We start from the raw sequence: 25,294 nt of genomic DNA, 5'->3' as shown, positions 1-25,294 counted from the left end.
CAGCCCTGTCTCAGGTCTCGTCCGGCTCGATGCGCAGGAGTACCTGTCCGTACTCCACGGCCATCGCGTCCTCGGCCAGGATCTCGGTCACCACGCCGTCCCACTCGGAGGCGACGTGGTTCATCAGCTTCATCGCCTCGACGATTCCGATCGTCTGGCCGGCCACGACCCGGTCGCCGGCCTCGACGAACGGCCGGGCGCCGGGCTCGGGGGCCCGGTAGAACGTCCCGACCAGCGGGGCCGTGACGGCCCGGCCCGTCACGGGCTGCGGCTCGGCGGGCAGGGCCGGCTCGGTCGGCGCCCCGGGGGCGGCCGACGGCGCGGCTGCGGCCGTGGTCCAGGCGACCTCCAGCTGCGCCTCGCCGACACGTCCGGTCACCGCGGTGAGCGTGCCGGGCAGGTCGCGGACCAGCTTGCCGATCTCCTCGCGCAGCAGCCTCAGCCGCTGCTCGTCGCGGTCCTGAGCGGTGTCGGGCAGCATGATCCTGGTTGCCGCCGCGCCGTTCGCTCCGGTCCTGTCGGTCGTCCCCGCCCGGTCAGTCATCGTGATCCCCTGTGTCCGTATGCGGAGTGCCGAGCCTCCGGAACCTCTCGTACCGCGACCGTCCCGGCTCGCCGGGCCGGGCGGCGGGCGGCTCGTCGAGGGCCTGGACGATGGCGTGCCGCAGGGTCGCCGCCATGACGGCCGGCGCCGCCTGCGCCCCGCCGGGAGGCTCGGGCAGTACGGCGTCCACCACGCCGAGCCGCAGCAGTTCGGGCGCGGTCAGCCGGAGCGCCTCGGCGACCGGGGCCGCGTGCGAGGGGTCGCCGAAGAGGATCGTCGAGCAGCTCTCCGGGCTGATGACGGAGTAGCAGGCGTTCTCCAGCATGAGCACCCGGTCGGCCACGGCGAGGGCCAGCGCACCGCCGCTGCCGCCCTCGCCGAGGATCACCGAGACGACGGGAACGGTCAGTTCGGCCATGCCGAGGATCGACTCGGCGATCGCCCAGGCCTGTCCGCGTTCCTCGGCGCCAAGCCCCGGATAGGCGCCCTGGGTGTCGACGAGGGTGACGACCGGGATGCCGAGCCGGTCGGCCAGTTGCATCAGTCGCAGGGCCTTGCGGTAGCCCTCGGGCTGGGGCATACCGAAGTTGCGGCGGACCAGTTCCTGGGTGTCGTGGCCCTTCTGATGGCCGATCAGCATGACGGTGTGTCCGCCCACGGCCGCCAGGCCGCCGACCACGGATGGGTCGTCGGCGTAGAGGCGGTCACCGTGCAGTTCCACGAAGTCGTCGGCGATCATGCCGATGTGATCCAGCGTGGTGGGCCGTCGCGGGTCGCGTGCAGTGCGCACGGTGTCCCAGGCGGGCCGGGCGGCCAGGGCCTCGGGGTCGGTCAGCGGCTCCGCGTCCGCCGGGGCCGCCCCGGCGTCGTCCGTCGCCGGGTCTCCGGCCAGCAGGGCCAGCAGCCGACCGAGCAGTCCGCGCAGCCCTGTCCGCGGCTCGACGCGGTCGAGCATGCCGTGTTCGAGAAGGTACTCCGCGCGCTGGAACCCGTCGGGCAACCGCTTCCCGGTCGCCTTGGCGATCACCTCGGGACCGGCGAAGCCGACGGCCGCACCCGACTCCGCGACGAGGATGTCACCCAGCGTGGCGAAGGACGCGGTGACCCCGCCGTACGTGGGATCGGTCAGCAGGCAGATGCTGGGCACGCCGTGGCGGCGCAGCCGGGCGAAGGCGTAGCTGGTCTTGGCCATCTGCATCAGGGAGACGGCCCCCTCCTGCATCCGGGCCCCGCCCGAGGCGGTGACCACCAGCAGCGGGATCCTCAGGTCGAGGGCTCGCTCGGCGGCCGTGGTGACGGCCTCCCCGACGGCGGCGCCCATGCTGCCGCCCATGAAGGCGAAGTCCATGACGGCGACCAGAACGGGCCGGCCCGCGATCTCGCCGGTGCCGCTGAGCACGGCGTCGTCGAGCCCCGTCCGCTCCCGGGCGGCGCGCAGCCGTTCCCCGTAGGGCCGTGAGTCGGTGAAGCCGAGCACGTCCACGCTGCGGTAGCTGGTGCCGGACGGAGTGAACGAACCGGGGTCCAGCAGCTGGTCGAGGCGCTCAGCGGCGCGCAGTCGGCCGTGGTGTCCGCACTCGCGGCACACTCCCAGATCCCGGCGCAGCCGTGGCAGGTAGGCGGGCCTGCCGCAGCCCCGGCACCGGGCCCATTTCGGCTCGTCAACCGGGAGGACGACGGGCGGTTCGGCGGTGGTGGTCATCGGCGTCCCCCGCCGTCCGGGGTCCAGTGGTAGAACTCGACGGCGAGGGCGTCGCCGGGGCTCTTCCAGGAGTCCGGGTCGTAGGGGTCGACCAACGGCCGCAGCCGGCGGCTGAGTTCCTGGAAGTCCTCCCGGCCGGCGGCGTCGCGCAGCGCCGATCGGTGGTCCCCTTCGAATTCGACGTAGTGGAAGTAGAGATCCCGGTACCCGAACAGGTGCCTGCGCCGCACGCCGAGCAGATTCGGCAACTGGCCGGAATCGGATTCTGCGAACAGCTGGGCGATGTGCTCGGCGTTCTCCGGCTGCATCCGGGCGACAATGAGCGCACGGTCTGGCATGAGACCCCCTCGGTCCGACTCTCAGTCTCTGGATTCACAACGTAATTTCCCGTCCCGCTGCCGTCGCCCGCCCCGGTGATGAATCCCCGTGTCCGACGGAGGACGGTTTCCTTCCCCCGTTGGACGGAGACAGGGCGATGGTGCGCAGAAAAAGCGGGGGGATTTCTCCGCACCCGCCCTCACCCGCCGGCCAGTGCCTCCAGGCGTTCGACCACCGCGGAGACGGGCGGCAGTCGGCGGAAGTCGTCGCGCACCAGGGAGGCCGCCTCGGCGTACCCGGGGTCGTCGATCACGGTGCGTACGGCCTTGCGCACCGCGTCCGGGGTGAGGGTGGCGGGGTCCAGCGACGGTGCCGGTGGGGTGTACACGTTTGCGAGGTTCACGCCGAGTCCCAGATTGGCCAGGTGCATGCTGACCACCGGCTGGTCGGCGCCCATCGGCAGGAAGCACAACGGCACGGCAGCGGCGATGGCGACGAGGATCGAGCTGAAGCTGCCGTGGCTGAGGAACACGGCGCAGCGGGGCAGCAGGGCACGGTGATCGACGTAGGGGACCAGCCGGGTGTTGGACGGCACGCTGCCGTACTCCGCCGGGTCCGCGCCCCGGCCCGTGGAGACCACGAGCCGCACCGGCTCGTCGGCCAGCGCCTCCAGCACGGTCCGGTGCACGGCGCGGGCGCCCGGGGTGCCGACGAAGGTCGTGCCCAGGGACAGGTGGACGAGCGGCGGCCCGTCGGCCGCTTTGAGCCAGTCGGGAGCGGGGGGTGCCGGTGCGTCGAACATGTCGGGCCGGTAGCGGAACTCCTGGGCGAGCCGCTCTCCGTAGGGCAGGTCCAGGGTGCGCGGCTTGCGGTGCAGGTAGAGGTGGCTGAACATGCGGTGCAGCTGCGGATCCTCGGGCAGCCGGTACTTGGCGGCCAGGGCCGCGATCGCGTCCCCGGCCATCGCCTGCATCACGGGGCGCGGGGTGCCCATCGCTGAGGCGGCGGCGGCCTGCGGCAGGCCGAGCAGTTCGGCCGCGACCCAGCCGCCGAACTCCATGGCGTCCCACACCATCAGGTCCGGCTCGAAGGTGCGGGCGTGGGCCACCAGGTCGTCGACCATGCCCATGCCGGCAACCTCGGCGAACGCCCTGATCGGGGGTCCGGAGCTCTGATGGAACTGCGGCAGGGACGTGGGGTCGGACTGGGACCAGTCCACCCCCGACGGCAGCAGTTCGATGCCCTCGCGGGTGAAGGCCGCGCCGAACGTTTCGGCGGTCGCCACGGCGACCGTGTGTCCTGCCGTGTGCGCCGCACGGACCAGCGGCAGCATCGCGTGGAAATGCGCGGCTCCCGGTACGCACGTGAAGAGAATTCGCATCTCGCCCCCTTTTCCTTCCGGATTCACCGGTGATTCTAGAGAGCCTTTTCCGGGTTCACTTCCTCCGGCCGCATCCGCCCGCCATGGCACTGCGGCGGGAATATCTCCCCCGTATGGAGGAGAGTTCTTAAGCCCTCTCCGGATGAGGCTCCGGTGGGATTTCCCAGCTATCCTGGCGATATGACTACAGATATGTTCGCGCTAGATTCCGAAGTGGACGGCGACCATCTCCGTACCGTCCTCGGACAATTCGCCACGGGTGTCGCGGTGATCACTGTGCCGACCGGTCGGGGACCGCTCGGCATGACGGTCAACTCGTTCTGCTCGGTCTCCCTCACCCCGCCGGTCGTGCTGTTTTGTGTCCGGCACCAGTCGCAACTGCACGAGCCCTTCTCGGCTGCCACCGCGTTCGCGGTGAACGTGCTGGCGGAGGGCCAGGAAGAGCTGTCCCGGCAGTTCGCCCGGCCGGGGTACGACCGGTTCGGCGCGGTGCGCTGGCGTCCGGGCGTGACCCGGTCACCGGTGCTGGGCGGAGCGCACGCGGTGTTGGAGTGCCTGACGCACCAGGTGCTGCCGACCGGCGACCACGACATCGTCCTGGGTCGGGTCGTCGCCGCCCATCCCCTCGGCTCCGGCCGGCCGCTGCTGTTCCATGGGGGCGGCTACCGCGAGCTCGCCTGAGACGCGGCCGGGGGGTCCCGAAGGACCCCCCGGCCGGTCAGGTCGCGGCGCGTGCGGATCCTGGGGATCCCTCGGGGGCCCGCACCATGCGTTCGATCAGGCTGAGCGCGGGTGCCGTCATCACGGTGGACACCAGCGTCATCATCACGAGCATCGCGAACACCGTCGAGTCGATCACGCCTAGGTCCAACCCCATGCTCAGCACCACGAGTTCGGTCAGTCCGCGGCAGTTCAGCAGCGCGCCGAGGGACAGCGCGGACCGCCGGTCGACGCCGGCCGCGCGGGCCGCGACGGTGCTGCCCACGCCCTTACCCATGACCGCCACGCCGAGGGCCAGCAGGCACCAGCCCCACAGGCGCGGGTCCGAGCCGAGCAGTCCGAACCTGGTGCGCAGCCCAGTGGAGACGAAGAACAGCGGCAGCAGCAGCGTCGTGGTGAAGGTGTGCACGGGTGTCATCGCCCGGTTCACGTCCTGCTCACCACGCGGTGTCACCACGCCGAGCAGGAACGCGCCGAAGATCGGATGCACTCCGATCTCCTCCGTGGCCAGGGCCGAGAGCAGCACCGCCGACAGGATGACAGGCAGCAGCACGCCCTGTGGCAGGCCGGCGCGGACCAGGCGGACCAGCAGCGGCCGGACGAACAGGGACATCACCAGGACGTACGCCAACAGAAGCGCCAGGGTGACGGCCACCCCGCCGAGCGAGGCACTGGTCGCGATGGCCACGACCACGGCCAGCAGGCACCAGGCCGCGACGTCGTTCAGGGCAGCGCACGCCAGCGCCATCGCCCCGAGCAGGGTCCGGTCCAGGCCTCGTTCGACCAGCACACTGGCCAGCACCGGGAACGCGGTCACGCTCATGGAGACGGCGATGAACAGCGCGAACGTCAGCAGGGACACGCCGGGCGGCGCCAGCGACCCGTACATCGCGGTCGCGAGCAGGACACCGCCGGCGAAGGGGATCGCCATGCTCGCCTGGCTGACCGTCATCAGGGCCTCACTGCGGCCGCGCAGCAGCCCGACGTCCAGTTCGTACCCGACGAGGAACATGAACAGCACGAGCCCCACCTGGGCCAGGACGTTCAGCGCCGGTGCCAGGTAGGCCGGGAACAGCCAGGAGTACGCGGCGGGCCAGACGAAGCCCAGCAGCGACGGGCCCAGCAGGAAGCCGGCGAAGATCTCGCCGACCACCTGGGGCTGCCCGATCAGGGCGAACAGCACCGCGCACGCCCGGCACGCCAGCAGGATCACCGGCAGGACCATCAGCAGCTTGGGTATCGGATCGGGACCGCTCGCGGCGGTCGACTGCGTGATGCCGCCGACCGTCCCCACGGACCGGGCGTGCAGCAGCAACAGCAGGGCCCCGGCCACGGGCAGGACCACCAGCGTCCCCTGGCGCAGGGCGAGGCGGCCGAGGCGGACGGAGAGCGGGGGCCGTGCGACGGCCTGGGTGTCAGCCACCGCCGTACACCTCCTTCTTCACCTGGGGAAGTCCGGTCGCCCGCTCCGGGCGGAACCCCACCGCGACGATCCGTGCCTTGGCACGCTGCAGCGGACCGAGCCGGAACAGCGCGCGCAGGATGGCCGGCGGCCGGCCCTCGGTCTGCCCCGCGAGCAGCGGCGTCAGGAAGCGGTCCTGGATGGTCCGCTGCAGCCGCTGGGTCAGCGCGGTCGGCAGCGACCGGCGTTTCTGCACGCGCGCGAGCAGGCGCTTGTCGACCCGGCCGGTGATCAGTGCCGGGGCGAGGATGCGCGCCGCGGCGACCGCGTCCTGGACGGCAAGGTTGATGCCGACGCCGCCGACCACGGACATCGCATGGGCCGCGTCGCCGATGGCGAGGAACCCGTCGCGGTACCACCGCTCCGCACGGTCCAGCCGTACGTCCAGTTCGTGCACGTCGTCCCAGGAGGTGATCTCCGTGGTACGGCCGCCGAGCCACGGGATGAGCGTCTCGATCCGCCGGCGGAACTGGTCGAGGCGGGCGGCGTCGGACCAGGCTTCGGCGGTTCCCTTGGGAATGACGTAGGCGGCCTGCCAGTAGTCGCCGCGGTGGATCATCGCCACCATGCTGCCCCGGCTCAGCCGGGCGAAGGTGCGGGCGGGGTCGGTGTCCTTCCTCGTCAGCCGGAACCACAGCAGATCCATCGGCGTGCCGAACTCTCGCACCGGCAGGCCCGCGTCCGCGCGCAGCACCGAGTGCCGCCCGTCGGCGGCAACCGTCAGCGGAGCGCGCAGTTCGCGTTCGGTGCCGTTCTGCACGTAGCGCACCCCGGTGATCCGGCCGTCCGCTTCGATCAGGCCGGTCGCCCGCGCGTTCATCTCGATACGGAACCAGGGGTATTGGCGGGCCTGCGACGTGACGAAGTCGAGGAGGTCCCACTGGGGCATGTAGGCGATGAACGGGTACTTGGTGCGCAGGTCGGAGAAGTCGGCGAGGGGCATCTCGCCGTCGTCGGTCACCGCGAGCACCGACGACTCGCGCTGGTGCGGGATGGCCAGGAACTCGTCGCCGACCCCCAGGTCGTCCATGATCTGCAGGGTGGACGCGTGCACGGTGTCCCCGCGGAAGTCGCGGCGGAAGTCGGCGTACTTCTCCAGTACCACCACCTCGACGCCAGCGCGGGCCAGCAGCCAGCCGAGCACGACCCCGGCCGGTCCGCCCCCGGCGATCACGCATCCTGTCTCTTGTGCCGTGCCGGGGTTCATGTCATCCCCACCTCGACCTCCCTGTGTCCGTCCTTGTGTTCCTCGGCCCGCAGGGACCTCATGGCGGGCCGGTGCAGCAGGAGTACGAAGGCCGCGCCCAGCAGGGCGGCGAGGTTGATGCCGACGAGCGCGGCGCGTGCCCCCCATGCCTGCGCGAGCCAGCCCACCAGCGGGGCGCCGATGGTGGTGGTGCCCATGGTGAGCATCATGAACAGCGCCATGACGCGCCCGCGCATCTCCGGGGCCGACCGCAGTTGCAAGCTGGAGTTGGCGGCGGTGATGAACGTCAGCTGTGCGACGCCCACCGGTACCAGCGCCACGGCGAACCACACATAGCCCGGCATGAGGCCGGACACCAGGTTCGCCGCGGCGAACGCGGGCGCGCTGGCCGCGACGAACCAGAGCGGCACCGTCTTGCGGCGTGCCGCCAGCGCCGCTCCGGCCAGCGAGCCGATGGCGACCACCGAGCCCAGCAGGCCGTACTCCTGTGCTCCGCGGCCGAATTCCTTGGTCGCCATGAGGGCGTTGGTGATCTGTGTGTTCGCCGACAGGGTCCCCACGAACGCGGTGACGCCGAGGACCAGCCGGATCCCCGGATCCCGTACCGCGTAGCGCAGCCCGTCGACGATCATCGACAGTCCGCTCCGTTCGGCCGGGACCTCGTGGAGTCCGGCTGGGTCCATCCGCAACAGTGCGGTGACGGGCGAGAGCACCGTGGCGGCGGCGATGAGGAACACCGGCCCGGTGCCCGTGGCGGCGATCAGCGCACCGGCCAGCCCGGGGCCGACCAGCCTGGCGGCGTGGAAGGAACCGCCGGACAGGCCGACCACACTGGGCACCTCCTCGCGGGTCACAAGCTCCAGTACGAAGGCCTGCACGGTGGGCTGGAACACCGCGTTGACGAGCCCCAGGAGCAGGGCGATCAGGTAGACGTGCCAGGTGTGCACCGCCCCGCCGAGGACGAGGGCGCCCAGCGCGACCCCGCACGCCCCCGCCACCAGCTGCGTCCACAGCAGCAGTCTGCGCCGGGGGAGCCGGTCGGCGAGCATGCCGCCCACCGGTCCCACCAGCAGGATGGGCAGGAACTGCAGGCCGGTGACCGTGCCCAGGGCGGTCCCGGACTTGCCGGTGAGTTCGAGGACCAGCCAGTCCTGGGCCGTCCGCTGCATCCAGGTGCCGATGTTCGCGACGGACAGCCCTATCAGCCACATGCGGTAGTTGCGGTTGCGCAGCGCGGGGAGCATACGGCGTCACCCGCCTACCGGCTGCAGCGCACGCGGCCCGGCGGCCGAGCGCATCCACTCGGCCTGGTGACGCAGCCCGGTGCGCAGATCGACGGTGGGCGCGTAGGCGAGCAGTTCCGCCGCCGCGGTCAGGTCGGCATGGGTGCTGCGCGCGTCCCCGTCGGCGGCCGGCCCGTGCTCGTACCGTACGGGCCGTCCCACCACCTCGCCGATGAGCCGGATGAGCTCCAGCACGGTGACGGTCTTACCGCTGCCGGTGTTGACGGCGACGGCCCGTGCGTCCACCTCGGCTGCGAGCAGGTTCGCCCGCACCGCGTCGGACACGAAGGTGAAGTCGCGGCGCTGCAGCCCGTCCCCGTACACGGTGAACGGCCGGCCCGTGAGCGCGGACTCGATCATCCGGGTGATGGCCATCTCCTCGCGCTGCCTGGGCCCGTACACCGTGAAGTAGCGCAGGGCCACCACGCTGGTGACCGCGCCCGGCCGGCGGGCGTGGGCCAGTGCGAGCTGTTCGGTCATCAGCTTGGTCGCGCCGTACGGCGACAGCGGGGCCGGCAGCCTCGATTCCGCCGTCGCGCCGTCCTCCGCGCCGCCGTAGACACTGGAGGACGACGAGATCACCGCGCGCCGGACACCCGCGCGCCCCGCCGCGTCGAGCAGGCGGTGGGTGCCCAGGACGTTGCTGTCGGCGTACTCGGCGAAGTCCTCGCCCCACGAGGCCCGCACTCCCGGCCGCGCGGCCAGGTGGAACACCGTGTCCGTGCCGTACAGCAGGGGTTCCAGCTCGGCGGTGGCCAGATCGGCGCGGACCAGCACGAACCGCGGGTCGGGGCGCAGCGTACGGAGGTTGCGGGCGGTCACCTCGGCCGGGTGGCCGCACAGGTGGTCGACGCCGGTCACCAGCCAGCCGGCCGCCAGCAGCGCCTCGCACAGGTGGGATCCGATAAACCCGGCGGCGCCGGTGACGACGGCCCGGCGCCCGGCCGGGACCGTCGTCGTACCGCTGTCGCCGGATATCACGGCCTGGCCTCGGTACTCGCGCGGTCGACGGCGACCTCGTGGATAACGCGCTCGACGGCGCCCGCCCAGAACGGGCGCAGCGGGACGGTGTTCTCCCGGTGGATGGGGGCGTCCTCCCAGGCGAGGAACTTCTCGGTGCTCTCCCAGTGCCCGAGCAGGGTGTAGCGCTCGGGGTCCTCGCTGTGCCGCAGCAGCTGCTCGCCGAGGTGGCCCGGGGTGCCGCCGACCTTGGCGCGCACCTCCTCGAAGGCCCGCTCGAACTCCTGCGAGGTACCGGGCTTGATACGCGCGGACACCATGACGTAGACACTCATGAGGCCTCCTTGTGTTCGACGATGTCGAGGACGTCCATGCGCGCCGTGGTGCGCATGGCGCGCAGTCCCGCGGTCGCGGTGTCCTGTCGTTCGCTGGTCTCGAAACGGTGGTAGGTGGCGCGGTCGGACCAGTCGGAGGTGATCACATAGGTGATCTCCTCGGTGCCGGGCCGGCGGCACAGGGTCTGGCGCAGGCAGCCGGACTGGTGCTGGATCCAGGCGGCGACGGCCGCCCATTCCCGCTCGAAGGCGTCGGCGGCCTGCGGCGACACCGTCATCGTCAGCACAGCGCGCACCGTGCGCGCGTCGCCCATCAGATGCCTCCGTCGACGACGATCGTCTGGCCGGAGACGAACCGGGCGCCGTCGCCGGCGAGGAACAGCACCACGTCGGCGACGTCCTCCGGGGTGCCCAGGCGGCCCAGGGCGGCCAGCGCCTCGTACCGCTTGCGCACCTCTCCGGTCAGCCCCGCCGCCTGGTCGGTCTCGATGATCCCCGGGGCCACCACGTTGGCCCGGATGCCGCGCGGCCCGGCCTCCTTGCACAGGGAGCGAGTGAAGCCGTAGACCGCCGCCTTGGACGCGGTGTAGTGGGTGCGCGCGACCATGCCGATCATGGCCACGGCAGAGGCGATGTTGATGACCGAGCCGCCCTCGCCCAACGCGGGCAGCGCCGCCCGGGTCACCTCAAAGGTGCCGCGCAGGTTGGTGTCGAGGACGCGGCTCCACTCGTCCCCGTCGAGTTCGTCGAGGGTGCGGTGGCTAACGACGCCCGCGTTGTTGACGAGGACGTCGAGGCCGCCGAGCGCCTCGGTCGCGGCCGTGACGAGCGAGCGGCACTGGGCGGGGTCGGCCACGTCGGCGGCGTGGACGACGTGCTCGCCGCCGTACTGCCCAAGGTCAGTGCGCAGGGCCGCGGCCGCCTCGCCGTCGGTGCGGCCGCAGGTGTGCACGGTGGCGCCCCGCGCGGCGAAGGCCAGAACGATGGAGCGGCCTATGCCGCGCGTGCCGCCGGTCACGAGCACGCGTTTGCCTTTCAGATCACTGTCCATTCGGATCACTGTCCATTCCGCGACTCCTGTTCTCCGGTTCATCCGGTCACGAAACCGGCGTGGGCGAGGACTGCAGGCCGTACAGCTCCAGGGCGTTGAGGCGGGTGACGCGGTCCAGATCCGCGGCGGACAGGCCGGCCCCGGTCACCAGGCGCAGCGTGGGTTCGAGCGCCTCCATCAGAGGCGGTGCGTCGGTACCGAACAGGACCCGGTCCGCGCCGAGCACCGCCAGGTTGGCCGCGAGGTTGTGCGGGCTGGGGCAGGAGGTGTCGACGTGGATCCGGCGCAGTCCCTCGCTGGGGAGGAACTCGGGCTCGCCGCCGCCTCGCGGTACGGCGGCGAGATCGAGTTTCTCGGCGAGTTGGGCGACAGCCCCGCCGCCCGCGGCCGCCACCAGCACCAGGCCGGGGTACTTCTGCGGCGCGCCGGCGCGCAGCAGGGCGGCCAGTCCGGCGGTGACGTCGTTGAACCGTCCGACGTGCTCCACCATGCCGAAGTCGCCGAGGCTCGCGGCGCCGACGGGCCGGGCCGGCGGGTGCAGCAGTACGGGCACGGCCAGTTCGCTCGCCATGGCGAAGAACTGCTCGGCGCGCGGTGAGCTCAGATACTCGTCGTTGATGCTGGAGTTGACGACGAAGCCCACGAACCGCCAGTCCTTGAGCAGTTCCTGTGCCTGGGTCAGCATGCGCTCGTCGCCGGTCGGGTCAAGGTAGGCGTAGGTGCGCAGGGACTGCGGGTGACGGTCGACCAGTTCGGCCATGAGTTCGTTGTGGGCCCGTACCTGGTCCGCGGTCTGCCGGTAGTTGTCGATGTCCGGCAGGGGCAGCATCACGCCTGCCCCCACCGGGCTGCCGATCACGGTGAGCTCGATGCCCAGCGCCCGTTTTCGGGCGATGACGGCCTCCGGGTCACGCAGACTCGGCGGGCCGCCGCCCTTCTCACCGGGCGGGCTGAGATGTCCGTGAATGTCGATGAACATCGGCACTCACAGCCGGTCGAGCTTCGGCGCCCCGGGCGGGGCCGCCATCAGGGAGGTGGTGAACTCCAGCTTGCCGAGGACCGGCACCGTCGCCCCGTACATGCCGTCGGCGCCCGGGCCGACCAGGAAGTCGATGACGTCGGCGACGGCGGTCGGCTTGGTCGCCTGCTCGAAGTTCATGTGCGGCCGTTGTGCGCGCGCCCGCTGGGTGTCGGCCATCGTCATCACGACCGTGTGCGCGTGCACGCCCCGGCCCTTGACCTCGTGGGACAGGGACTTCACCCAGGCCTGGAGCGCGGCCTTGCCGGCGGCGTACGCACCGAAGCCCGGGAAGGGCTCGCTCGCGAGCACCGAGCTCAGGAAGACCAGATGGCCGCCGCCCTCCAGCTGCGGCAGCACCGCCTGCGTGGCCGCCACCGCGGACAGCACGTTGGCCCGGTACATGCGCTGGTAGGCGTCGAGGTCGGTGAGCATGACGGGGCCTATGTGGAACCCGCCGACGAGATGGACCAGTCCGTCGATACGGCCGAACCGGTCGATCGTCTCGGAGACGGCCTGCCGGGCCCGCAGCGGCTCCGTCGTGTCCGCTACGACGGTGGCGATCCGGTCGCCCGCATCCGCGGACTCGGCGATCTCCTTCAGTCGGGCCTCGTTGCGGGCGGCCAGCATCAGCCGGTGACCGGAGGCGGCCAGCCGAGCCGTCACCGCCTCCCCCATGTCCCCGGTGGGACCGGTGACCAGGAATACGCGTGAGTCGCTCATGCCGGCTTCACCGTGCCGTAGCCCTCGGGGACGCGCGTGGTGACGGTCCGCATCAGCGCGCGGGTGAAGAACTCTTTGGCGCCCTGCGGGTTGGACATGTCCCGGCGGTCCTCGTCGACCAGGTACTTGTCCAGCTCCCGCTCCACGTACTGGATGCTGGGGTCCTGCGAGAGGTGGGCCATCACCTTGCGGAAGTCACCCTCGAACTCGATCATCCGCACGATCTGCTGGTCCTTCATGAACACCGAGGTGCTCAGCAGCCGGGTCTCGGCGTCGATCTCCGGGTTGGGCGGGTCGTAGCTGGCCAGCAGGTCGGCGACGTCCTCCTCCGTACCGGGACGAACACGGAACGTGACGGCATAACGCTGCATGTCTCCTCCTGAGACGCGTGGTGATGAGAAGCGTGGTGACGAGTGGTGCTGAGGCGGGATCCGGCGAGTCGGGAACCGGATTCCAAGTGCACGAGATCCACCGGGCGTCGGCCCAGGACTGTCATCCGCGGCCGGGGGTCCGGTCGTCGTACTCCCGACTTCCGGTCCACCGCGGAACAGGGAAGACACTAGGCGGGCACGTCACGGCTGTCGCCCGTCGGCGGGACGGCTCCCTGCCTCCTACCGGAGTGGGAGACGTCCCCCCGAACGGACACGGCACGCCAGTCGAGGGGGTGCCCCTCCAGCCAGCAGGCCGCCGCGGCGTCCAAGAGCGCACGGCGGTCCGCGCCGGGCCCGCCCTGGCGCTGCGGCAGCATGGCGGCGACGGCGCTGCGCCCTTCCACGACAGCGGCGTGACGCCGTGCCAGGTTCGTCAGCATGCGGCCCGGGCCCGCCTCGATCAGGAGGACGTCCCGCTCGCTCAACAGCGCGTCGAGGGCCGGCCCGAACAGCACGGGGCGGCACACCTGCGCCGACCAGAAGGCGGGGTCGGTGGCCTCTTCCGGCCGCAGCCGGCGCGCGGTGATCGTGGAGTAGACGTCGGTCCCTGGCGGCCGGAGCACCGTCCTTGCCAGAGCCGCCTGCGATGTCTCGGCGAGCGGCGCGAGCAGCGGGGAGTGGAACGGCAACGGGATCCGCGCCCGGATAGCGGTGTACCCGGCCGCCTTCAGGCGTGGTGCCACGCTGTCCAGTCCCTCCTCGGTACCGGCGAGCATGGTCTGATGCGGCCCGTTGACGACACCTACGCACACCTCGCCGTCGAGGAACTTGGTCAGCTGCCCGGCGGGAGCCGCCACGGCCAGCAGCCCGCCCGGTACCGCGTCGCGGTAGGCGGCGCCGCGCGCCGCGAGCAGTGACGCGGCGTCCGCCGGGTCGATGACCCCGGCGACCGCTGCCGCGGCCAGCTCGCCGACACTGTGGCCCACGAGCGCGGCCGGCCGCACACCCCAGCTCTCGACAGTACGGGCGAGCGCGTACCCCAGGGCGAACAGCAGGGGCTGTCCGCGTTCGGCGGCGTCGACGGGGATGACGGGGTGCTCCGCCAGCCAGTCGGTCCGCAGCACGCCGCCGTGCGCGCCGAAGGCGGCGAACACATGATCCATCCACCGCGTGAACTCGGGCTCGGCCCCGTACAGTTGGGCGCCCATGCGGACGTGCTGGGCTCCATGGCCGTCCAGCATCAGGGCGACCGGCCGAGGTGGCCCGTGCCGGGCGACCGTGCGCACGGCGGCGTCGCGGACCGCCGCGAGCGCCTGATCGGTGGGATCCGTGGGATCCGTGGGATCCGCACCATTGACCACCGCCACCCCGCGCACGGGGAGGTCCGGATCCCGGTGGTCGTCGAGCAGTCGGTCCAGCCGCTCGGAATGTCCCGGGTGCCGGGCGAGTTCGTCGAGTATCTTCCGTCTCAGTCTCGGTTCCGCCCGCTCGTCGCGGGCCGACCAGGCGAGCAGCATGGGGCCGCTCATGGCACCTCCAGCGATTCGAGGCGTACGAAGGGCAGTGCGGAACCCCGACGGGCCACGTTGCGGAGGATGTCCCCCGGGCCCGCGTCCCACAGCGCACGGGCACCGGCCTCTCCGGCCGCGGTGATGGCGTCGCTCCATCGCACCGGCAGCAGCAGCCACCGGGTCAGCAGATCCGCCAGTCCGTCCGCGCTGACCCGGCGCCGGCCGTCCACGCTGGACACCACGGGGATACGGGGATCCCGGTACCGCACCCGCTCCACCGCCGAGCGCCAGCGGGGCAGTACCTCCGCCATGAGCGAGCAGTGGTAGGCGCCGCGGATCGGCAGCAGCCGTACCACCGCGCCACGGTTCCTGGCCAGGTCACCCGCCAGTTGCGCGGACTTGGCGTCACCGCACAGGATCGTCTGGGCGGGCCCGTTGAATCCGGACGGTTCGAGCACTCCGCTGGTGTCGGCCGCCGCGAGCCGGCACACCCAGTCCACCTCGCTGGGGTCCAGTCCCATCAGGACGACGAGTCTGCTCGGACGTATACGGTCCTGCTCATGGCCGACCTGCCCCAGCTCGAACATCAGCTCAAGGCCGTCGAGAGGGTCGATGGCGCCGGCGTAGACCAGGGCGGTCATCTCGCCGAGACTGTGGCCCAGCGTCACCGGGTTGTCGGCGTGCTCACCGAACCGGCCCCACGCCGAGAGCAGGCCCGCGGCATAGGTGCATGGCTGTCCTGCCCGGGTGTCCGCGAAGTCGATCTCCGCGGCCCGTGTCACCCCCAGTCTGCCGAACAGCGCCTCGACCAGCGCCGTTTCCGCGTTGGCGTCGAGGATCGCATCGACCGCTCGCCGGTCGATCGCCTGGCCGGGAAAGGCTACTCCGGCCGTTTCCGCTCCGTGTTGGCTCACGCCTGAACCGTAGACGGCGCGGCTCCCCCGGTCGTCCTGCCGCCGGACCGATGTGCGTCTCCGTCTCCCGGCGGAAGGACCCGTCCCATGGGCTGCCCGCCGCCCCCCGGCGACCTCTTACGGGGGTCGGAATCCCGGGGGTCACTCCACACCCTGGCCGGCCCCTCCTGGCCGACGCTGCTGAGAGGCGCGCTGGAGCATTTCCGGGTCGAGCTCGCTCTCCCGGCGACCACCCTGCTGCGGGCCGAGCCGCACGCGCTGCTGGTGTACGGCAGGGACCAGTTCCCCCTGGATCACTGGTACAGGAGGGCCGCGGTCGTCGTGTGGCCACGCGAGCGCGCGTTCGCGGCGCGCGGCGAGGCCGGACCGCGGTGGGCCCTGGAGGAACTGCAGAGCCGCATCGAGCGAGGAGACCTGGACGGCGCACGTGCGAGCGCACCGGCGTACACGGCGACGGGTCTGCCGTTTCCGGCAGACCCGCTGGTGAACACCGTCGGGACGACAGGATTTGAACCTGCGACCCCTTGACCCCCAGTCAAGTGCGCTACCAAGCTGCGCCACGTCCCGGTGCCTCTCGCACGGTGACCCGGGCGATCAGGCAGGTCAACTTTACCGTATGCGGGACGGTGTTCCCGCCGGGCCCGGTGGGCGTGGCTCCGGGCGTCAGCTCGCGGAGCCGGACGTGACCGTCCGCGGCTCGGCCTCGGCCTCGACCTCGGCCTCCGCCGGGACGGAGGCGGCCCGGGCCGTGGGGCCGGGGCGGCCCGCGCGTGCCGTCGGCACCAGCAGCGCGGCCAGGGCCGCCGCCAGGCACAGCGCCGCCAGCAGGGCGAAGCCGTGGGTGTAGCCGGAGGCGTACGGCAGGCCCGAGGGCTGGAGGTGCCCGGTGACCAGGACGCTGGTCACGGCCGCGCCGATGGAGCCGCCGATGGTGCGGATGTTGGCGTTCATGCCGGTCGCGGCGCCGGTCTGGGAGGCCGGGACGCTGCCGACGATCAGGTTGGCCATGGAGGCGAAGGCGAGGCCGATGCCGAGGCCGAACACGCCCGAGACCAGGGCGATCTGCCACTGCTCGTCATGCCAGGCGGCGAGCAGGCCGAGGGCGACGGCGCCGAGCGCGGCACCGGTCGCGAGGAGGGACTTGGCACCGACGACGGGCTCCAGCCGGCCGCTGAGGATGCCGGAGAAGAACATGGCCACCAGCATCGGCAGCATCAGCAGTCCGGACGTCGTGACGCTCGCGCCGAAGCCGTATCCCGCGGAGCTCGGCGTCTGGACGAAGCCGGGCAGGAAGGACCACAGCGCGTACATGCCGGCGCCGAACAGCAGGGCCGCGGCGTTGGTGGTCCACACGGCGGGCAGCCGCATCACGCGCAGGTCGATCAGCGGGGTGCGGGAGCGGGCCTCGGACAGCAGCCAGGCGGTGAACAGCACGACCGCGGCGGCGAACAGGCCGACGACCCTGATCGAGCCCCAGCCCCAGACGCTCGCCTGGCTCAGCGGCAGCAGCAGCGCCACCAGCCAGGCCGACAGCAGCCCGGCTCCGAGCCAACTGACGTTGCCCTGGGCCCGGTTGGGCGACTCGGGGACGTAGCGCAGGGCGATCAGCGCGGTGACCGCGACGACGCCCACGGGGATCCAGAACAGCCAGCGGTAGTCGAGCGCGGACACGATCGGTCCGGCCGCGACGATGCCGATGCCGCCGCCCGCGGCGATGACGGCGGACAGGTTGCTGATGCTGCCGCTGACCCGGGAGGCCTCGAACTCGTCGCGGATGATGCCGAAGGACAGCGGGAACAGGGCGCCGCCGACGCCCTGCACGACCCGGGCGACGATCAGCACGCCGATGGTCGGGGCGAGCGCGGCCAGCAGACAGCCGGCCAGGACGACGAGCAGTACGGAGACGAGGGTGCGCTTCTTGCCGACCAGGTCGCCGACGCGGCCGAGGATCGGGGTGAAGACGGAGGCGGACAGCAGGTAGGCCGTCATCACCCAGGTCGCGGTGGACTGCGAGGTGTGCAGCGCGTGCTGGACGGTCGGCAGGGCCGGCGCGATCAGCGACTGCAGCATGGAGAACACACCGGCGCCGGTCGCGAGGACCGCGAAGGTGAGACGGGTGGACTTGCGGGGCATGGACGTGCCTCTCCGAACGAACGGGGTGCGGCCGGGGTTCTCTGGCCACGGTCGTACGGGCCCGGCGCCGGTGGGGCGGCTGCGGGCACGCCGACGGCCGCGGTGAGCGGTCGCGGAAAGGAAAGGAAAGGAAAGGTGGTGGGTGGATGCGCGGGCCGTGTGGATCCACGGCGGGCGCACCCGCACTGCTAAAGTGGAGGTACGCCTCCACTCTAGCGGAGGCACACCTCCGCTTCAAGTAACGGAGGCAACCCTCCGTATCAGTCACGTCCAGAGTCATGTTCAGGAGGCATCCGTGACGTTCCCCGTCGGCGAGATCGTGGCGTCGCGGCGACCGCACCGGAAGGACGCCGCACGCAACTTCGACGCCCTGCTGGACGCGGCCCGCGAGGCGTTCGCGGCCCACGGGGCGGACGCGTCCCTGGAGGACATCGCCCGCCGCGCGGGCGTCGGCATCGGCACGCTGTACCGCAACTTCCCCACCCGCCGGGCCCTCTTCGAGAGCGTGTACGCGGACGAGGTCGACGAACTGTGCCGGGTCGCCGATGAGGTCGCCGGGCTCGAGCCGTGGGAGGCGCTGACGACATGGCTGCGGCGGTTCACCGAGTACATGGTGACCAAGCGGGCGGTGCGTGAGGCGCTCAACGACGAGTCGGAGATCTTCCAGGCGTGCCGGGAGTCGATGCACGGGGCCGGCGGACCGCTGTTCGAACGGGCGCAGGCGGCCGGCGAGGCCCGCAAGGACATGGACTTCGTCGACCTGCTGCGGATGGTCGCCGGGATCACGGCGACGGCCTTCGACGACGACGCCCAGCGCGACCGCGTGCTCGCCATCGCCCTGGACGGGGTCCGCACCACCGCCCGCTGATCAGCGAACGGCCCGGCACCGTACATTCTCGTACAAGTCGTAGTAGACCGGCGGGTAGGCTGAGGCGCCGGGCGACCGAGGACGGTGAGGTGCGGTGCGCGACCGGGAGAGCGAGGCATCCGGCAGGCGGGCCCGCGGCGAGCTGGAGAGCGGCGTGCTGGCCGCGCTGTGGGCGGCCGACGGCGCGCTGACCGCCCGGCAGGTCCTTGACCGGCTGCCCGGCGACCTCGCCTACACCACCGTGCTGACGATCCTGTCGCGGCTGTACGACAAGGGGATGCTGGTCCGCCACCGCGCGGGACGGGGCTACGCGTACGCGCCCGTGCGCGACGAGGCGTCCCACACCGCCGAGCAGATGCACGCGCTGCTGGAACACGGCTCCGACCGCGAGGCCGTGCTGAGCCGCTTCGTCTCCGAACTCTCGCGCGAGGACGAGGAGTTGCTGCACCGACTGCTCGCGGAGGGCGACGCCGGACACGACACCGGACACGACGACGGGAACGGTTCGGCGACCGAGGGCCCCTGAGCGGCTGCGGGCGGGACGGCGGCCCGGCCCCCACGAGCACGTCCGCCCCACGTCGGCGTGCTATGTTCCCCTCCACCGATCAGCAGGAATCCTGATGATCGGTTCCCTCAAGCACGCCCTCGAAGGGAGCCGGTATGTCCCTGTTGGCCCGGCCCTCGGTGGCCGCCGTCGCCGCCAGAACCATGCAGCGCCTGACCCGGCTGGCCGACCGGCGATCCGGCGGACGCGGGTCCGCCGCCGCGTCCCACGCGAGGTTCCCCGAGTATCCGCGTACCGTCAGCGAGCTGACCGTCCCCACGTCGATCGGTCCCGCCCGCGCCACGGTCTACCGGCCGGCCGTCGAAGGGACACCGCCCGTCCACGTCAACTTCCACGGCGGCGGATATGTCGTGGCGCTGACGGAGATCGACGACCCGCTGTGCCGCTTCCTCGCCGTCGAGGCGGGCGTGGCCGTCGTCAACGTCGACTACGCCGTCGCCCCGCAGCATCCCTTCCCGGCGCCGCCCCGGCAGGCGTACGAGATCGTGCGGTGGCTCGCCGAGCACGGCGCGGAGCACGGCTGGGACGGTGCCCGGCTCACCGTCGGCGGACAGAGCGCCGGGGGCGGCCTCGCGGCGGCGGTGGCACGGCAGGCGCTGGAGGAGGGCGGGCCGTCCATCGCCCTGCAGGTCCTGCACTATCCGCCGCTGGATCTGGCGACGAACGCCCGTGAGAAGCACAGCGCCGCCGCCAAGCCGGTGCTGCGGCCCTGGATGGCCGACGTCTTCGACACGTCGTACGTCCCTGACCCGGCGTCGCGCACCGACCGGCTGGTGTCTCCCGCGCACTCCTCGGACACGGCCGACCTGAAGGGGATCGCGCCGACGGTGGTCATCACGGCCGAGCTGGACCTGCTCAAGGCGGAGGGCGCGCGGTACGCCGATCGGCTGCGGACGGCGGGAGCGTTGCTGGAGTACCTCGATGTACCGGGGGTCGATCACGGTTACGACGGCTCGGACGGCCAACGGGCCCGGGAGACCTATGACCTGATCGCCCGTCATATACGGGAGGCCATGGCGGGCGCTTAGGCCGCCGCCTCCGCGATGACGGCGGCGACCCGCTCGGGCTGCTGGACCACGAGCATGTGGCCGGCGTCGGGCACGGTGACGATCCGCACGTGCGGGCAGGCCTCCAGTTCTGTCCGCTCCTCGTCGCTCAGGCCGATCTCGTCGCGGTCGCCGCGCACGACCCACGCCGGGACCGCGGCCTCGCACAGCCGTGGGACCAGTGCCGGGTGGCGGTCCAGGTACTCGTAGTAGCGCCGTACGATCCGGCGGCAGACGGCGGGATCGTTGGCGGCCACGTCCGCGAGGAGTTCCTCGGCCCGGTGCGGGGGCAGTTCCCGTTTCATCGCCTTGGGCATCAGTTTGACCAGGCCCGTCCAAGAGGCCGCCCCGAGCAGCGGCACGCGGCCCAGCCCGTTCATCACCGTGAGGAACGTCGCCTCGTCCGCACGCGAGAAGGTCGGCGACAGCAGGACCAGCGGTCCCTTGAACAGTCCGGCCGCGGCCATCTCGATCGCCACGTTCGCCCCGAGGCTGTGCCCGACGACCACGTCACAGTCGTTGTCGGCCGCGAACCGTGCCATCAGCTCCGCGTAGTACTCCATCCTGACGTCCCCGGGCGCCCGTGTCCCGGCGAATCCCGGCATGGTCACGGCGACCAGGCCCAGCCCGGCGAGCGCGGGCTCGGCCATCACATCCGCGTAGAACCCGGTCGAGGCCATGCCCCCCGGAATCATCAGCACCCGGTGCACCGCCTCGACGGGCCCCGCCCGCCGCACGTCCCATCGCTCCGTCATACCCCGAGCGTGACTCCCCTACCGCCCGCCCGCATCTCTGGCCCCCGGTACACAGCACGACACGGTTCGATCCGACGTCGAACCCGAGAATCGGCCGGCCGCGAGCGCCCTCCGCCTCCGTCAGCACCGACTTGCCCAAGGCTCAGCCGACCGGCGGTGTGCCGTGCGTGTGGAAGGACTCGATGGTCCGCAGTCCCCAGGCCTGCCCCTTCTTCCGCTCCTCCTCGGTCCAGGTGATCAGCGGCCAGTCGGGCGCGAGCACGAGACGGGTGAGCGGGTTGCACAGCTCGATCCGGTTGCCGCCGGGCTCGTAGACGTACAGGAAGAACGTCTGCTGGATGGCGTGCTTGTGCGGTCCCGTCTCGATGAACACGCCCGTGTCGATGGCGAGATCGGCGGCGCGCAGGATGTCCTCGCGGGTGTCGGTCGCGAAGGCGATGTGGTGCAGCCGGCCGGTGGAGCCGGTCCGGTCCTCGGTGTAGACGACGTCGTACGACTTGTTGCTGAAGGTCAGCCAACGGGCCGCGATCCGGCCCGAGTCGAGCTGGATCTGCTCGGTGGGGCGGGCGCCCAGGAGGTGTTCCTGGAACTCGGCGTTGGCGAGCACGTCGGCGGCGAGGGCGGCGTCCGCGCGGCGGAGGTACGGCTCGTCTACGGGCCCAACCGGCTGACGGTGACGGTCGTCAACGACGGACGACCGGGGCTCCCCTCTCCCCCGGGCCACGGTTACGGCACGCGCTCGGGATGCGGGAGCGGGCCCGTTCCGTCGGGGGCCGGCTCCGGGCGGGGCCGCGGGCTTTCGGGGGCTTCGAGGTCGTCGCCGACCTGCCGCTCGCGGCGACCCTCAGGCATTAGCTTGCTTAACTCAATCAACCCCTCTATGCTTGCGTAAGTCAAGCAAACCCTTGTCCGGAGGCCAAGCCATGTCCGACGCCCTGACCCGACCCGCCGACGCGGGTCCGGAGCCGAACGCCGTGGTGGCGGTCCTGGCCCTGGCCGGCATCGTCGTCTCGCTGATGCAGACCCTGGTCATCCCGATCGTCCCCGAGCTGCCCACCCTGCTGCACGCCTCGGCGTCCAACACCGCCTGGGCCGTCACCGCCACCCTGCTGGCCGCCGCCGTGGCCACCCCGGTCATGGGCCGGCTCGGCGACATGATCGGCAAGCGGCGCATGCTGATGGTCAGCATCGTGCTGCTGGTGTCCGGCTCCGTGGTCTGCGCCCTCGCCGACTCACTGGTCCCGATGATCATCGGCCGTACCCTGCAGGGCCTCGCCGCGGCCGTGGTGCCGCTGGGCATCAGCATCATGCGCGACGCGCTGCCGGCCGACCGGCTGGCGGGTTCCACCGCGCTGATGAGCGCCTCGCTCGGTGTCGGTGGCGCGCTGGGGCTGCCGGCCGCCGCGTTCGTCGCCGACAAGTGGGACTGGCACATCCTGTTCTGGACCTCGGCCGCGCTGGGTGCCGTCTCCCTCGTGCTGGTGCTGCTGATCGTGCCCGAGTCCAAGGTGCGTACCGGCGGCCGCTTCGACCTGGTCGGCTCGCTCGGACTGTCAGCCGGTCTGGTCTCGCTGCTGCTGGCCGTCTCCAAGGGCGGTGACTGGGGCTGGACCTCCGGCACCACGCTGGGTCTGGGCGCCGCGGCCGTGGTGATCCTGGCCGGCTGGGGCTTCTACGAGCTCAGGGCCGCGCACCCGCTGGTCGACCTGCGGACCACCGCCAGGCCCCAGGTGCTCTTCACCAACCTGGCCTCCGTCGCCCTCGGCTTCTCGATGTTCGCGATGTCCCTGGTGCTGCCGCAGCTGCTCCAGCTGCCCACCCAGACGGGCTACGGCCTCGGCAAGTCCATGCTGACGGTCGGCCTGGTGCTCGCCCCGCAGGGCCTGGTCATGATGGCCATGTCCGCCGCGTCCGCGGCCGTCACCAGGGCCAAGGGCCCCAAGGTCACCCTGATGATCGGCGCGCTGATCGTGGCCTCCGGTTACGCCCTGAACATCCTCCTGATGAGCGAGGTCTGGCACCTCATCCTGGTCTCCTGCATCATCGGCGCCGGCGTCGGCTTCACCTACGGCGCCCTGCCCGCCCTGATCATGGGCGCGGTCGACCCGTCGCAGACCGGTGCCGCCACCAGCCTCAACACGCTGATGCGTTCGCTGGGCACCAGCTTCGCCAGCGCCCTCGCCGGTGTGATCCTGGCCCAGATGACCACCGACTTCGGCGGGCACGCCCTCCCCTCGGAGAACGGCTTCAAGGTCGTCATGGCCATCGGCGCCGGAGCCGCCCTGCTCGCCTTCCTCCTCGCCACCTTCATCCCCCGCCGTCAGGCGGCGGCGCCGACGGCGGCCGAGGCGGACGAGCAGACCGAGGCCGTGACCACCAAGGCCTGACCCTCCGTCAACCGCCGCACCCACGGCCGCCGTTCCCGCACGGAACGGCGGCCGTCCGGCGTTGTGGGGCAGCTGCAGCCGTGCGAGGATCACCCGTCCGTGTGAGGTCCTGGACGAGGCTCCGCTTGACGGTCAGCCGAACCAGACGACCAGCCGCACCTGTTCGTCGCCGTACTCGGCCGCGAGGGCCCGCATCGCGCTCCACACCTGCGACCAGCATCCCTCGTTCGGCGGCGCGAGCAGCCGGGCCGTGAGCAGGACGGGCCGGTACACCGCGTCGCCCAGCCGCACCTGGCTGCCGGGCGGCCACTCCGCGGGGGCGAGCAGCAGGTCCCCGCCGAAGGTGTCGGCGGCCGCCTCACGCAGGCGGGGAGTCACCCGTACGATCTCGTCGCCCTCCGGGCCGCGTCTGAGCGCCCGGTTCCAGGCGGGCCGGGCGGCGAGCGGCGCGTCCCAGTCGACGGCGCGGACCTCGGCCCAGGTGGCGTAGGTGTGGCTGTACTGGTAGGCGCCGACCGCCGCCTCCCGCACCTCCTCCGAGAGGTCGGCCGGGATCCCGCGCTCGGCGAAGAGCGGGCGCTCCACGTCGCCCGTTCCGCGCACGCCGAACAGGCACTCCCAGGCGTCGTAGTCCCGCGGAGGTCTGAGGTCCAGCAGATCGGCCTCGATCTGCCAGCGTCCGTCTGCCGATCTGCTCTCGATGGCGCCGTCGATGTCCGTCCCCACGGGGGACGACCCTACAGTGAACTGGGTCACTTGATGACGGCGTTGGCCACGACGACGACCACGCCGAGCAACGCGTCCCCCACGCCGGTGAGGGCGGACACCGGCCAGGTGCGGCGCGAGAAGCGGGCGGTGACCAGACCGAGGGTGAACAGCAGCACGATGTTCAGTACGAACGCCGCGTTCTCCACGCCCTTCGGCGGCCACCAGCCCCAGCCGGCGCCCGCGAGCAGCAGCACCGTCGGCAGGACGGCCGTGACCAGCGGCCATTCCTCGGCGAGGGCGCGTACGGCGTCCCAGCGGCGGTGCGGTTCGCGTTCGGCGATGTAGTGGGCGTAGCCGTGCGCGAGGGCGGAGGCCAGCGCGGTCACCAGCAGCCACAGGGCGTCGTAGCGGCGGCTGGCGCGGGAGGTGTGGCCGTACTGGGAGAGGGCCGCGACCATGGAGCAGGCCAGGACGGAGCCGTACACGCCGCCGAACAGGACCGTCTCGCGGGTGTCGTGCCGGTGCGGCCCGGAGCCGGCCGCCGTGCTCTGCGCCATGCCCTCCACGATCACCCGGCGCCGTGCGGCCCGCCAGTCGCGACGATGTGTCCTTCCACCTGGGCGGATACCGCACAGACGGTGGGGCCCGGGGACAGGGTCGTCCTGTGCGCGGGCGGCCGGACGAGGTGGGCCGTGCACGAGACGGTGCGCAAGGTGTACGCCATCACTCTGTGAGCATCCGTACGCCCTTGACGAGGGCGTCCACGACGTGGTGCGGGGGCGTGTCGGGGACCTCGGGGTCCCAGCCGCCGGAGCGCACGGTCCGGGCGGAGAGCGGGAGTTCGACCTGGACGCCGCCCCGGCGGGTCAGGTTCACCGGATTGCGGGCGTGCAGCCCGCGCAGCGAGCGCGGGATCTCGTCGAGGTCGGTGACCGGGTCGAACTCCGGTCGCAGGGCGCTCAGCCCGGAGGCGAGCAGCCGTGCCGCGGACCGGTTGCCGCCGCCGAGGAAGACGGAGCGGGGCGTCGCCGGGCGCATGTGGCCGTGCAGGGAGACCGTGACCGAGACGTGGTCCAGGAAGGTCCCCAGGAGCGCGCAGTGCTCCACGGCCATGCGCGGGGACGGGATGTGCACCGGCCGGCGCACGCCGGGCTGGGTGAAGACCAGGCTGGTGGCGCCGCAGCGGTCCGCGACCGACCGCGCGAGTTCGGCCGTACCGCCCTCGTTGCTGCCGTGCAGGGCGAGCAGTCCGATCTCGCCGCCCGGGGTGAGGGTGGCGAGCAGCCGGACTCCCTCGATCTCCACCTCTTCGGTCACGGTGGTCACGCGCGG

General features: G+C 71.9%; 27 protein-coding genes, 1 tRNA gene and 1 pseudogene. 6 read left to right on the top strand and 23 right to left on the bottom strand.

Translation table 11 applies throughout. The features are described from left to right. Positions 1-10: 10 nt before the first annotated feature. From MKW14_RS03160 to MKW14_RS03145, 4 genes are all read right to left on the bottom strand, one after another. Positions 11-544, bottom strand: coding sequence for an acetyl-CoA carboxylase biotin carboxyl carrier protein (locus tag MKW14_RS03160; RefSeq protein WP_240858610.1), 534 nt, complete (start codon positions 542-544; stop codon positions 11-13). Continuing rightward, positions 537-2,246, bottom strand: coding sequence for an acetyl-CoA carboxylase carboxyltransferase subunit alpha (locus MKW14_RS03155; protein ID WP_240858609.1), 1,710 nt, complete (start codon positions 2,244-2,246; stop codon positions 537-539). The genes MKW14_RS03160 and MKW14_RS03155 overlap by 8 nt, the downstream gene beginning before the upstream one ends. Then, on the bottom strand, positions 2,243-2,584 hold the full coding sequence (locus MKW14_RS03150; RefSeq protein ID WP_240858608.1) for a TcmI family type II polyketide cyclase: 342 nt from the start codon (positions 2,582-2,584) through the stop codon (positions 2,243-2,245). The genes MKW14_RS03155 and MKW14_RS03150 overlap by 4 nt, the downstream gene beginning before the upstream one ends. Before the next feature lie 179 nt (positions 2,585-2,763). Continuing rightward, entirely contained in the window at positions 2,764-3,945 is a 1,182-nt protein-coding gene (locus MKW14_RS03145; protein ID WP_240858607.1) for a glycosyltransferase, read from the bottom strand. 180 nt (positions 3,946-4,125) lie between these two features. Here MKW14_RS03145 and MKW14_RS03140 point away from each other — a divergent pair, with 180 nt between their 5' ends. Then, entirely contained in the window at positions 4,126-4,626 is a 501-nt protein-coding gene (locus MKW14_RS03140; protein WP_308314571.1) for a flavin reductase family protein, read from the top strand. A gap of 37 nt (positions 4,627-4,663) precedes the next feature. On the opposite strand, the gene MKW14_RS03135 is transcribed toward MKW14_RS03140, so the two are convergent. The 12 genes from MKW14_RS03135 to MKW14_RS03080 all read right to left on the bottom strand — a co-directional run bounded on the left by MKW14_RS03135 (position 4,664) and on the right by MKW14_RS03080 (position 15,500). Continuing rightward, positions 4,664-6,088, bottom strand: coding sequence for a cation:proton antiporter (locus MKW14_RS03135; protein ID WP_240858605.1), 1,425 nt, complete (start codon positions 6,086-6,088; stop codon positions 4,664-4,666). Further along, on the bottom strand, positions 6,081-7,334 hold the full coding sequence (locus tag MKW14_RS03130; RefSeq protein WP_240858604.1) for an FAD-dependent oxidoreductase: 1,254 nt from the start codon (positions 7,332-7,334) through the stop codon (positions 6,081-6,083). The genes MKW14_RS03135 and MKW14_RS03130 overlap by 8 nt, the downstream gene beginning before the upstream one ends. Beyond that, the gene (locus tag MKW14_RS03125) at positions 7,331-8,578 is read right to left on the bottom strand and encodes an MFS transporter (RefSeq protein WP_240858602.1); all 1,248 of its coding nucleotides are present in this window, start codon (positions 8,576-8,578) and stop codon (positions 7,331-7,333) included. The genes MKW14_RS03130 and MKW14_RS03125 overlap by 4 nt, the downstream gene beginning before the upstream one ends. 6 nt (positions 8,579-8,584) lie before the next feature. Then, the gene (locus MKW14_RS03120) at positions 8,585-9,598 is read right to left on the bottom strand and encodes an NAD-dependent epimerase/dehydratase family protein (protein ID WP_240858601.1); all 1,014 of its coding nucleotides are present in this window, start codon (positions 9,596-9,598) and stop codon (positions 8,585-8,587) included. Beyond that, entirely contained in the window at positions 9,595-9,912 is a 318-nt protein-coding gene (locus MKW14_RS03115) for an antibiotic biosynthesis monooxygenase family protein (protein WP_240858600.1), read from the bottom strand. Before MKW14_RS03115 ends, MKW14_RS03120 begins: the two co-directional genes overlap by 4 nt. Further along, positions 9,909-10,226, bottom strand: a complete 318-nt coding sequence (locus tag MKW14_RS03110; protein ID WP_240858599.1) for an antibiotic biosynthesis monooxygenase family protein — start codon at positions 10,224-10,226, stop codon at positions 9,909-9,911. Before MKW14_RS03110 ends, MKW14_RS03115 begins: the two co-directional genes overlap by 4 nt. Then, entirely contained in the window at positions 10,226-10,963 is a 738-nt protein-coding gene (locus tag MKW14_RS03105) for an SDR family NAD(P)-dependent oxidoreductase (RefSeq protein WP_240858598.1), read from the bottom strand. Before MKW14_RS03105 ends, MKW14_RS03110 begins: the two co-directional genes overlap by 1 nt. Positions 10,964-11,009: 46 nt before the next feature. Further along, the gene (locus MKW14_RS03100) at positions 11,010-11,942 is read right to left on the bottom strand and encodes an amidohydrolase family protein (protein WP_240858597.1); all 933 of its coding nucleotides are present in this window, start codon (positions 11,940-11,942) and stop codon (positions 11,010-11,012) included. Positions 11,943-11,948: 6 nt separating this feature from the next. After that, the gene (locus MKW14_RS03095; RefSeq protein WP_240858596.1) at positions 11,949-12,704 is read right to left on the bottom strand and encodes an SDR family oxidoreductase; all 756 of its coding nucleotides are present in this window, start codon (positions 12,702-12,704) and stop codon (positions 11,949-11,951) included. Next, the gene (locus MKW14_RS03090) at positions 12,701-13,075 is read right to left on the bottom strand and encodes a TcmI family type II polyketide cyclase (protein ID WP_240858594.1); all 375 of its coding nucleotides are present in this window, start codon (positions 13,073-13,075) and stop codon (positions 12,701-12,703) included. The genes MKW14_RS03095 and MKW14_RS03090 overlap by 4 nt, the downstream gene beginning before the upstream one ends. Positions 13,076-13,263: 188 nt before the next feature. Then, entirely contained in the window at positions 13,264-14,604 is a 1,341-nt protein-coding gene (locus MKW14_RS03085) for an acyltransferase domain-containing protein (protein WP_240858593.1), read from the bottom strand. Then, positions 14,601-15,500, bottom strand: a complete 900-nt coding sequence (locus MKW14_RS03080) for an ACP S-malonyltransferase (protein ID WP_240858592.1) — start codon at positions 15,498-15,500, stop codon at positions 14,601-14,603. Before MKW14_RS03080 ends, MKW14_RS03085 begins: the two co-directional genes overlap by 4 nt. Before the next feature lie 87 nt (positions 15,501-15,587). On the opposite strand from MKW14_RS03080, the gene MKW14_RS03075 reads away from it, so the two are divergent. Further along, positions 15,588-16,028 carry a hypothetical protein gene (locus MKW14_RS03075; protein ID WP_240858591.1) on the top strand — a complete coding sequence of 147 codons (441 nt, stop codon included), beginning with the start codon at positions 15,588-15,590 and terminating at the stop codon, positions 16,026-16,028. Here the strand turns inward: MKW14_RS03075 and MKW14_RS03070 are convergent. Both MKW14_RS03070 and MKW14_RS03065 read right to left on the bottom strand, forming a co-directional pair. Beyond that, positions 15,994-16,067: transfer RNA gene (locus tag MKW14_RS03070), tRNA-Pro, on the bottom strand. The genes MKW14_RS03075 and MKW14_RS03070 overlap by 35 nt on opposite strands. 96 nt (positions 16,068-16,163) lie before the next feature. Then, entirely contained in the window at positions 16,164-17,633 is a 1,470-nt protein-coding gene (locus tag MKW14_RS03065; RefSeq protein WP_240858590.1) for an MFS transporter, read from the bottom strand. Positions 17,634-17,928: 295 nt separating this feature from the next. Between MKW14_RS03065 and MKW14_RS03060 the strand changes: the two genes are divergently transcribed. The 3 genes from MKW14_RS03060 (at position 17,929) to MKW14_RS03050 (ending at position 20,094) form a co-directional block, all read left to right on the top strand. Continuing rightward, on the top strand, positions 17,929-18,501 hold the full coding sequence (locus tag MKW14_RS03060) for a TetR/AcrR family transcriptional regulator (protein ID WP_240858588.1): 573 nt from the start codon (positions 17,929-17,931) through the stop codon (positions 18,499-18,501). 94 nt (positions 18,502-18,595) lie between these two features. Next, positions 18,596-19,027, top strand: coding sequence for a BlaI/MecI/CopY family transcriptional regulator (locus MKW14_RS03055; RefSeq protein WP_240858587.1), 432 nt, complete (start codon positions 18,596-18,598; stop codon positions 19,025-19,027). Between the two features lie 134 nt (positions 19,028-19,161). Next, positions 19,162-20,094, top strand: a complete 933-nt coding sequence (locus MKW14_RS03050) for an alpha/beta hydrolase (RefSeq protein ID WP_240858586.1) — start codon at positions 19,162-19,164, stop codon at positions 20,092-20,094. Here the strand turns inward: MKW14_RS03050 and MKW14_RS03045 are convergent. Both MKW14_RS03045 and MKW14_RS03040 read right to left on the bottom strand, forming a co-directional pair. Further along, complete coding sequence (locus MKW14_RS03045) at positions 20,091-20,867, bottom strand: alpha/beta fold hydrolase (protein WP_240858585.1); 777 nt, start codon at positions 20,865-20,867, stop codon at positions 20,091-20,093. The two genes, MKW14_RS03050 and MKW14_RS03045, sit on opposite strands and share 4 nt — an antisense overlap. A 142-nt stretch (positions 20,868-21,009) precedes the next feature. After that, positions 21,010-21,486: pseudogene (locus MKW14_RS03040) on the bottom strand (VOC family protein); the annotation flags it as partial. Between the two features lie 304 nt (positions 21,487-21,790). Between MKW14_RS03040 and MKW14_RS03035 the strand changes: the two are divergent. Continuing rightward, positions 21,791-23,254 (top strand): MFS transporter, encoded by a 1,464-nt coding sequence (locus tag MKW14_RS03035; RefSeq protein ID WP_240858584.1) that lies wholly within the window; start codon positions 21,791-21,793, stop codon positions 23,252-23,254. Positions 23,255-23,386: 132 nt separating this feature from the next. Here the strand turns inward: MKW14_RS03035 and MKW14_RS03030 are convergent, their stop codons facing one another. The 3 genes from MKW14_RS03030 to MKW14_RS03015 all read right to left on the bottom strand — a co-directional run bounded on the left by MKW14_RS03030 (position 23,387) and on the right by MKW14_RS03015 (position 25,288). Then, a complete protein-coding gene (locus tag MKW14_RS03030; protein WP_240858583.1) occupies positions 23,387-23,980 on the bottom strand; it encodes a hypothetical protein in 594 nt (197 codons plus the stop codon). A gap of 26 nt (positions 23,981-24,006) precedes the next feature. After that, positions 24,007-24,519, bottom strand: coding sequence for a hypothetical protein (locus tag MKW14_RS03025; protein WP_240858582.1), 513 nt, complete (start codon positions 24,517-24,519; stop codon positions 24,007-24,009). A 166-nt stretch (positions 24,520-24,685) separates the two neighbouring features. Then, complete coding sequence (locus MKW14_RS03015; RefSeq protein ID WP_240858580.1) at positions 24,686-25,288, bottom strand: poly-gamma-glutamate hydrolase family protein; 603 nt, start codon at positions 25,286-25,288, stop codon at positions 24,686-24,688. Positions 25,289-25,294: the final 6 nt, after the last annotated feature.

Origin of the sequence: Streptomyces gilvus, from assembly GCF_022513565.1 — a bacterium.
GTDB classification, from domain to species: domain Bacteria; phylum Actinomycetota; class Actinomycetes; order Streptomycetales; family Streptomycetaceae; genus Streptomyces; species Streptomyces gilvus.
Note: the sequence above shows the minus strand (reverse complement) of the source record. Positions and strands in the feature narration are given on the sequence as shown.

Excerpts from the sequence above, each read along its gene's own strand:
- MKW14_RS03090 (WP_240858594.1), bottom strand. The coding sequence starts at position 13,075 with ATGCAGCGTTATGCCGTCACGTTCCGTGTTCGTCCCGGTACGGAGGAG.
- MKW14_RS03130 (WP_240858604.1), bottom strand. The coding sequence starts at position 7,334 with ATGAACCCCGGCACGGCACAAGAGACAGGATGCGTGATCGCCGGGGGC.
- MKW14_RS03145 (WP_240858607.1), bottom strand. The coding sequence starts at position 3,945 with ATGCGAATTCTCTTCACGTGCGTACCGGGAGCCGCGCATTTCCACGCG.
- MKW14_RS03075 (WP_240858591.1), top strand. The coding sequence starts at position 15,588 with ATGGGCTGCCCGCCGCCCCCCGGCGACCTCTTACGGGGGTCGGAATCC.
- MKW14_RS03125 (WP_240858602.1), bottom strand. The coding sequence starts at position 8,578 with ATGCTCCCCGCGCTGCGCAACCGCAACTACCGCATGTGGCTGATAGGG.
- MKW14_RS03035 (WP_240858584.1), top strand. The coding sequence starts at position 21,791 with ATGTCCGACGCCCTGACCCGACCCGCCGACGCGGGTCCGGAGCCGAAC.
- MKW14_RS03160 (WP_240858610.1), bottom strand. The coding sequence starts at position 544 with ATGACTGACCGGGCGGGGACGACCGACAGGACCGGAGCGAACGGCGCG.
- MKW14_RS03045 (WP_240858585.1), bottom strand. The coding sequence starts at position 20,867 with ATGACGGAGCGATGGGACGTGCGGCGGGCGGGGCCCGTCGAGGCGGTG.
- MKW14_RS03050 (WP_240858586.1), top strand. The coding sequence starts at position 19,162 with ATGTCCCTGTTGGCCCGGCCCTCGGTGGCCGCCGTCGCCGCCAGAACC.
- MKW14_RS03140 (WP_308314571.1), top strand. The coding sequence starts at position 4,126 with ATGACTACAGATATGTTCGCGCTAGATTCCGAAGTGGACGGCGACCAT.
- MKW14_RS03025 (WP_240858582.1), bottom strand. The coding sequence starts at position 24,519 with ATGGCGCAGAGCACGGCGGCCGGCTCCGGGCCGCACCGGCACGACACC.
- MKW14_RS03100 (WP_240858597.1), bottom strand. The coding sequence starts at position 11,942 with ATGTTCATCGACATTCACGGACATCTCAGCCCGCCCGGTGAGAAGGGC.
- MKW14_RS03155 (WP_240858609.1), bottom strand. The coding sequence starts at position 2,246 with ATGACCACCACCGCCGAACCGCCCGTCGTCCTCCCGGTTGACGAGCCG.
- MKW14_RS03150 (WP_240858608.1), bottom strand. The coding sequence starts at position 2,584 with ATGCCAGACCGTGCGCTCATTGTCGCCCGGATGCAGCCGGAGAACGCC.
- MKW14_RS03105 (WP_240858598.1), bottom strand. The coding sequence starts at position 10,963 with ATGGACAGTGATCTGAAAGGCAAACGCGTGCTCGTGACCGGCGGCACG.
- MKW14_RS03115 (WP_240858600.1), bottom strand. The coding sequence starts at position 9,912 with ATGAGTGTCTACGTCATGGTGTCCGCGCGTATCAAGCCCGGTACCTCG.
- MKW14_RS03085 (WP_240858593.1), bottom strand. The coding sequence starts at position 14,604 with ATGAGCGGCCCCATGCTGCTCGCCTGGTCGGCCCGCGACGAGCGGGCG.
- MKW14_RS03110 (WP_240858599.1), bottom strand. The coding sequence starts at position 10,226 with ATGGGCGACGCGCGCACGGTGCGCGCTGTGCTGACGATGACGGTGTCG.
- MKW14_RS03095 (WP_240858596.1), bottom strand. The coding sequence starts at position 12,704 with ATGAGCGACTCACGCGTATTCCTGGTCACCGGTCCCACCGGGGACATG.
- MKW14_RS03065 (WP_240858590.1), bottom strand. The coding sequence starts at position 17,633 with ATGCCCCGCAAGTCCACCCGTCTCACCTTCGCGGTCCTCGCGACCGGC.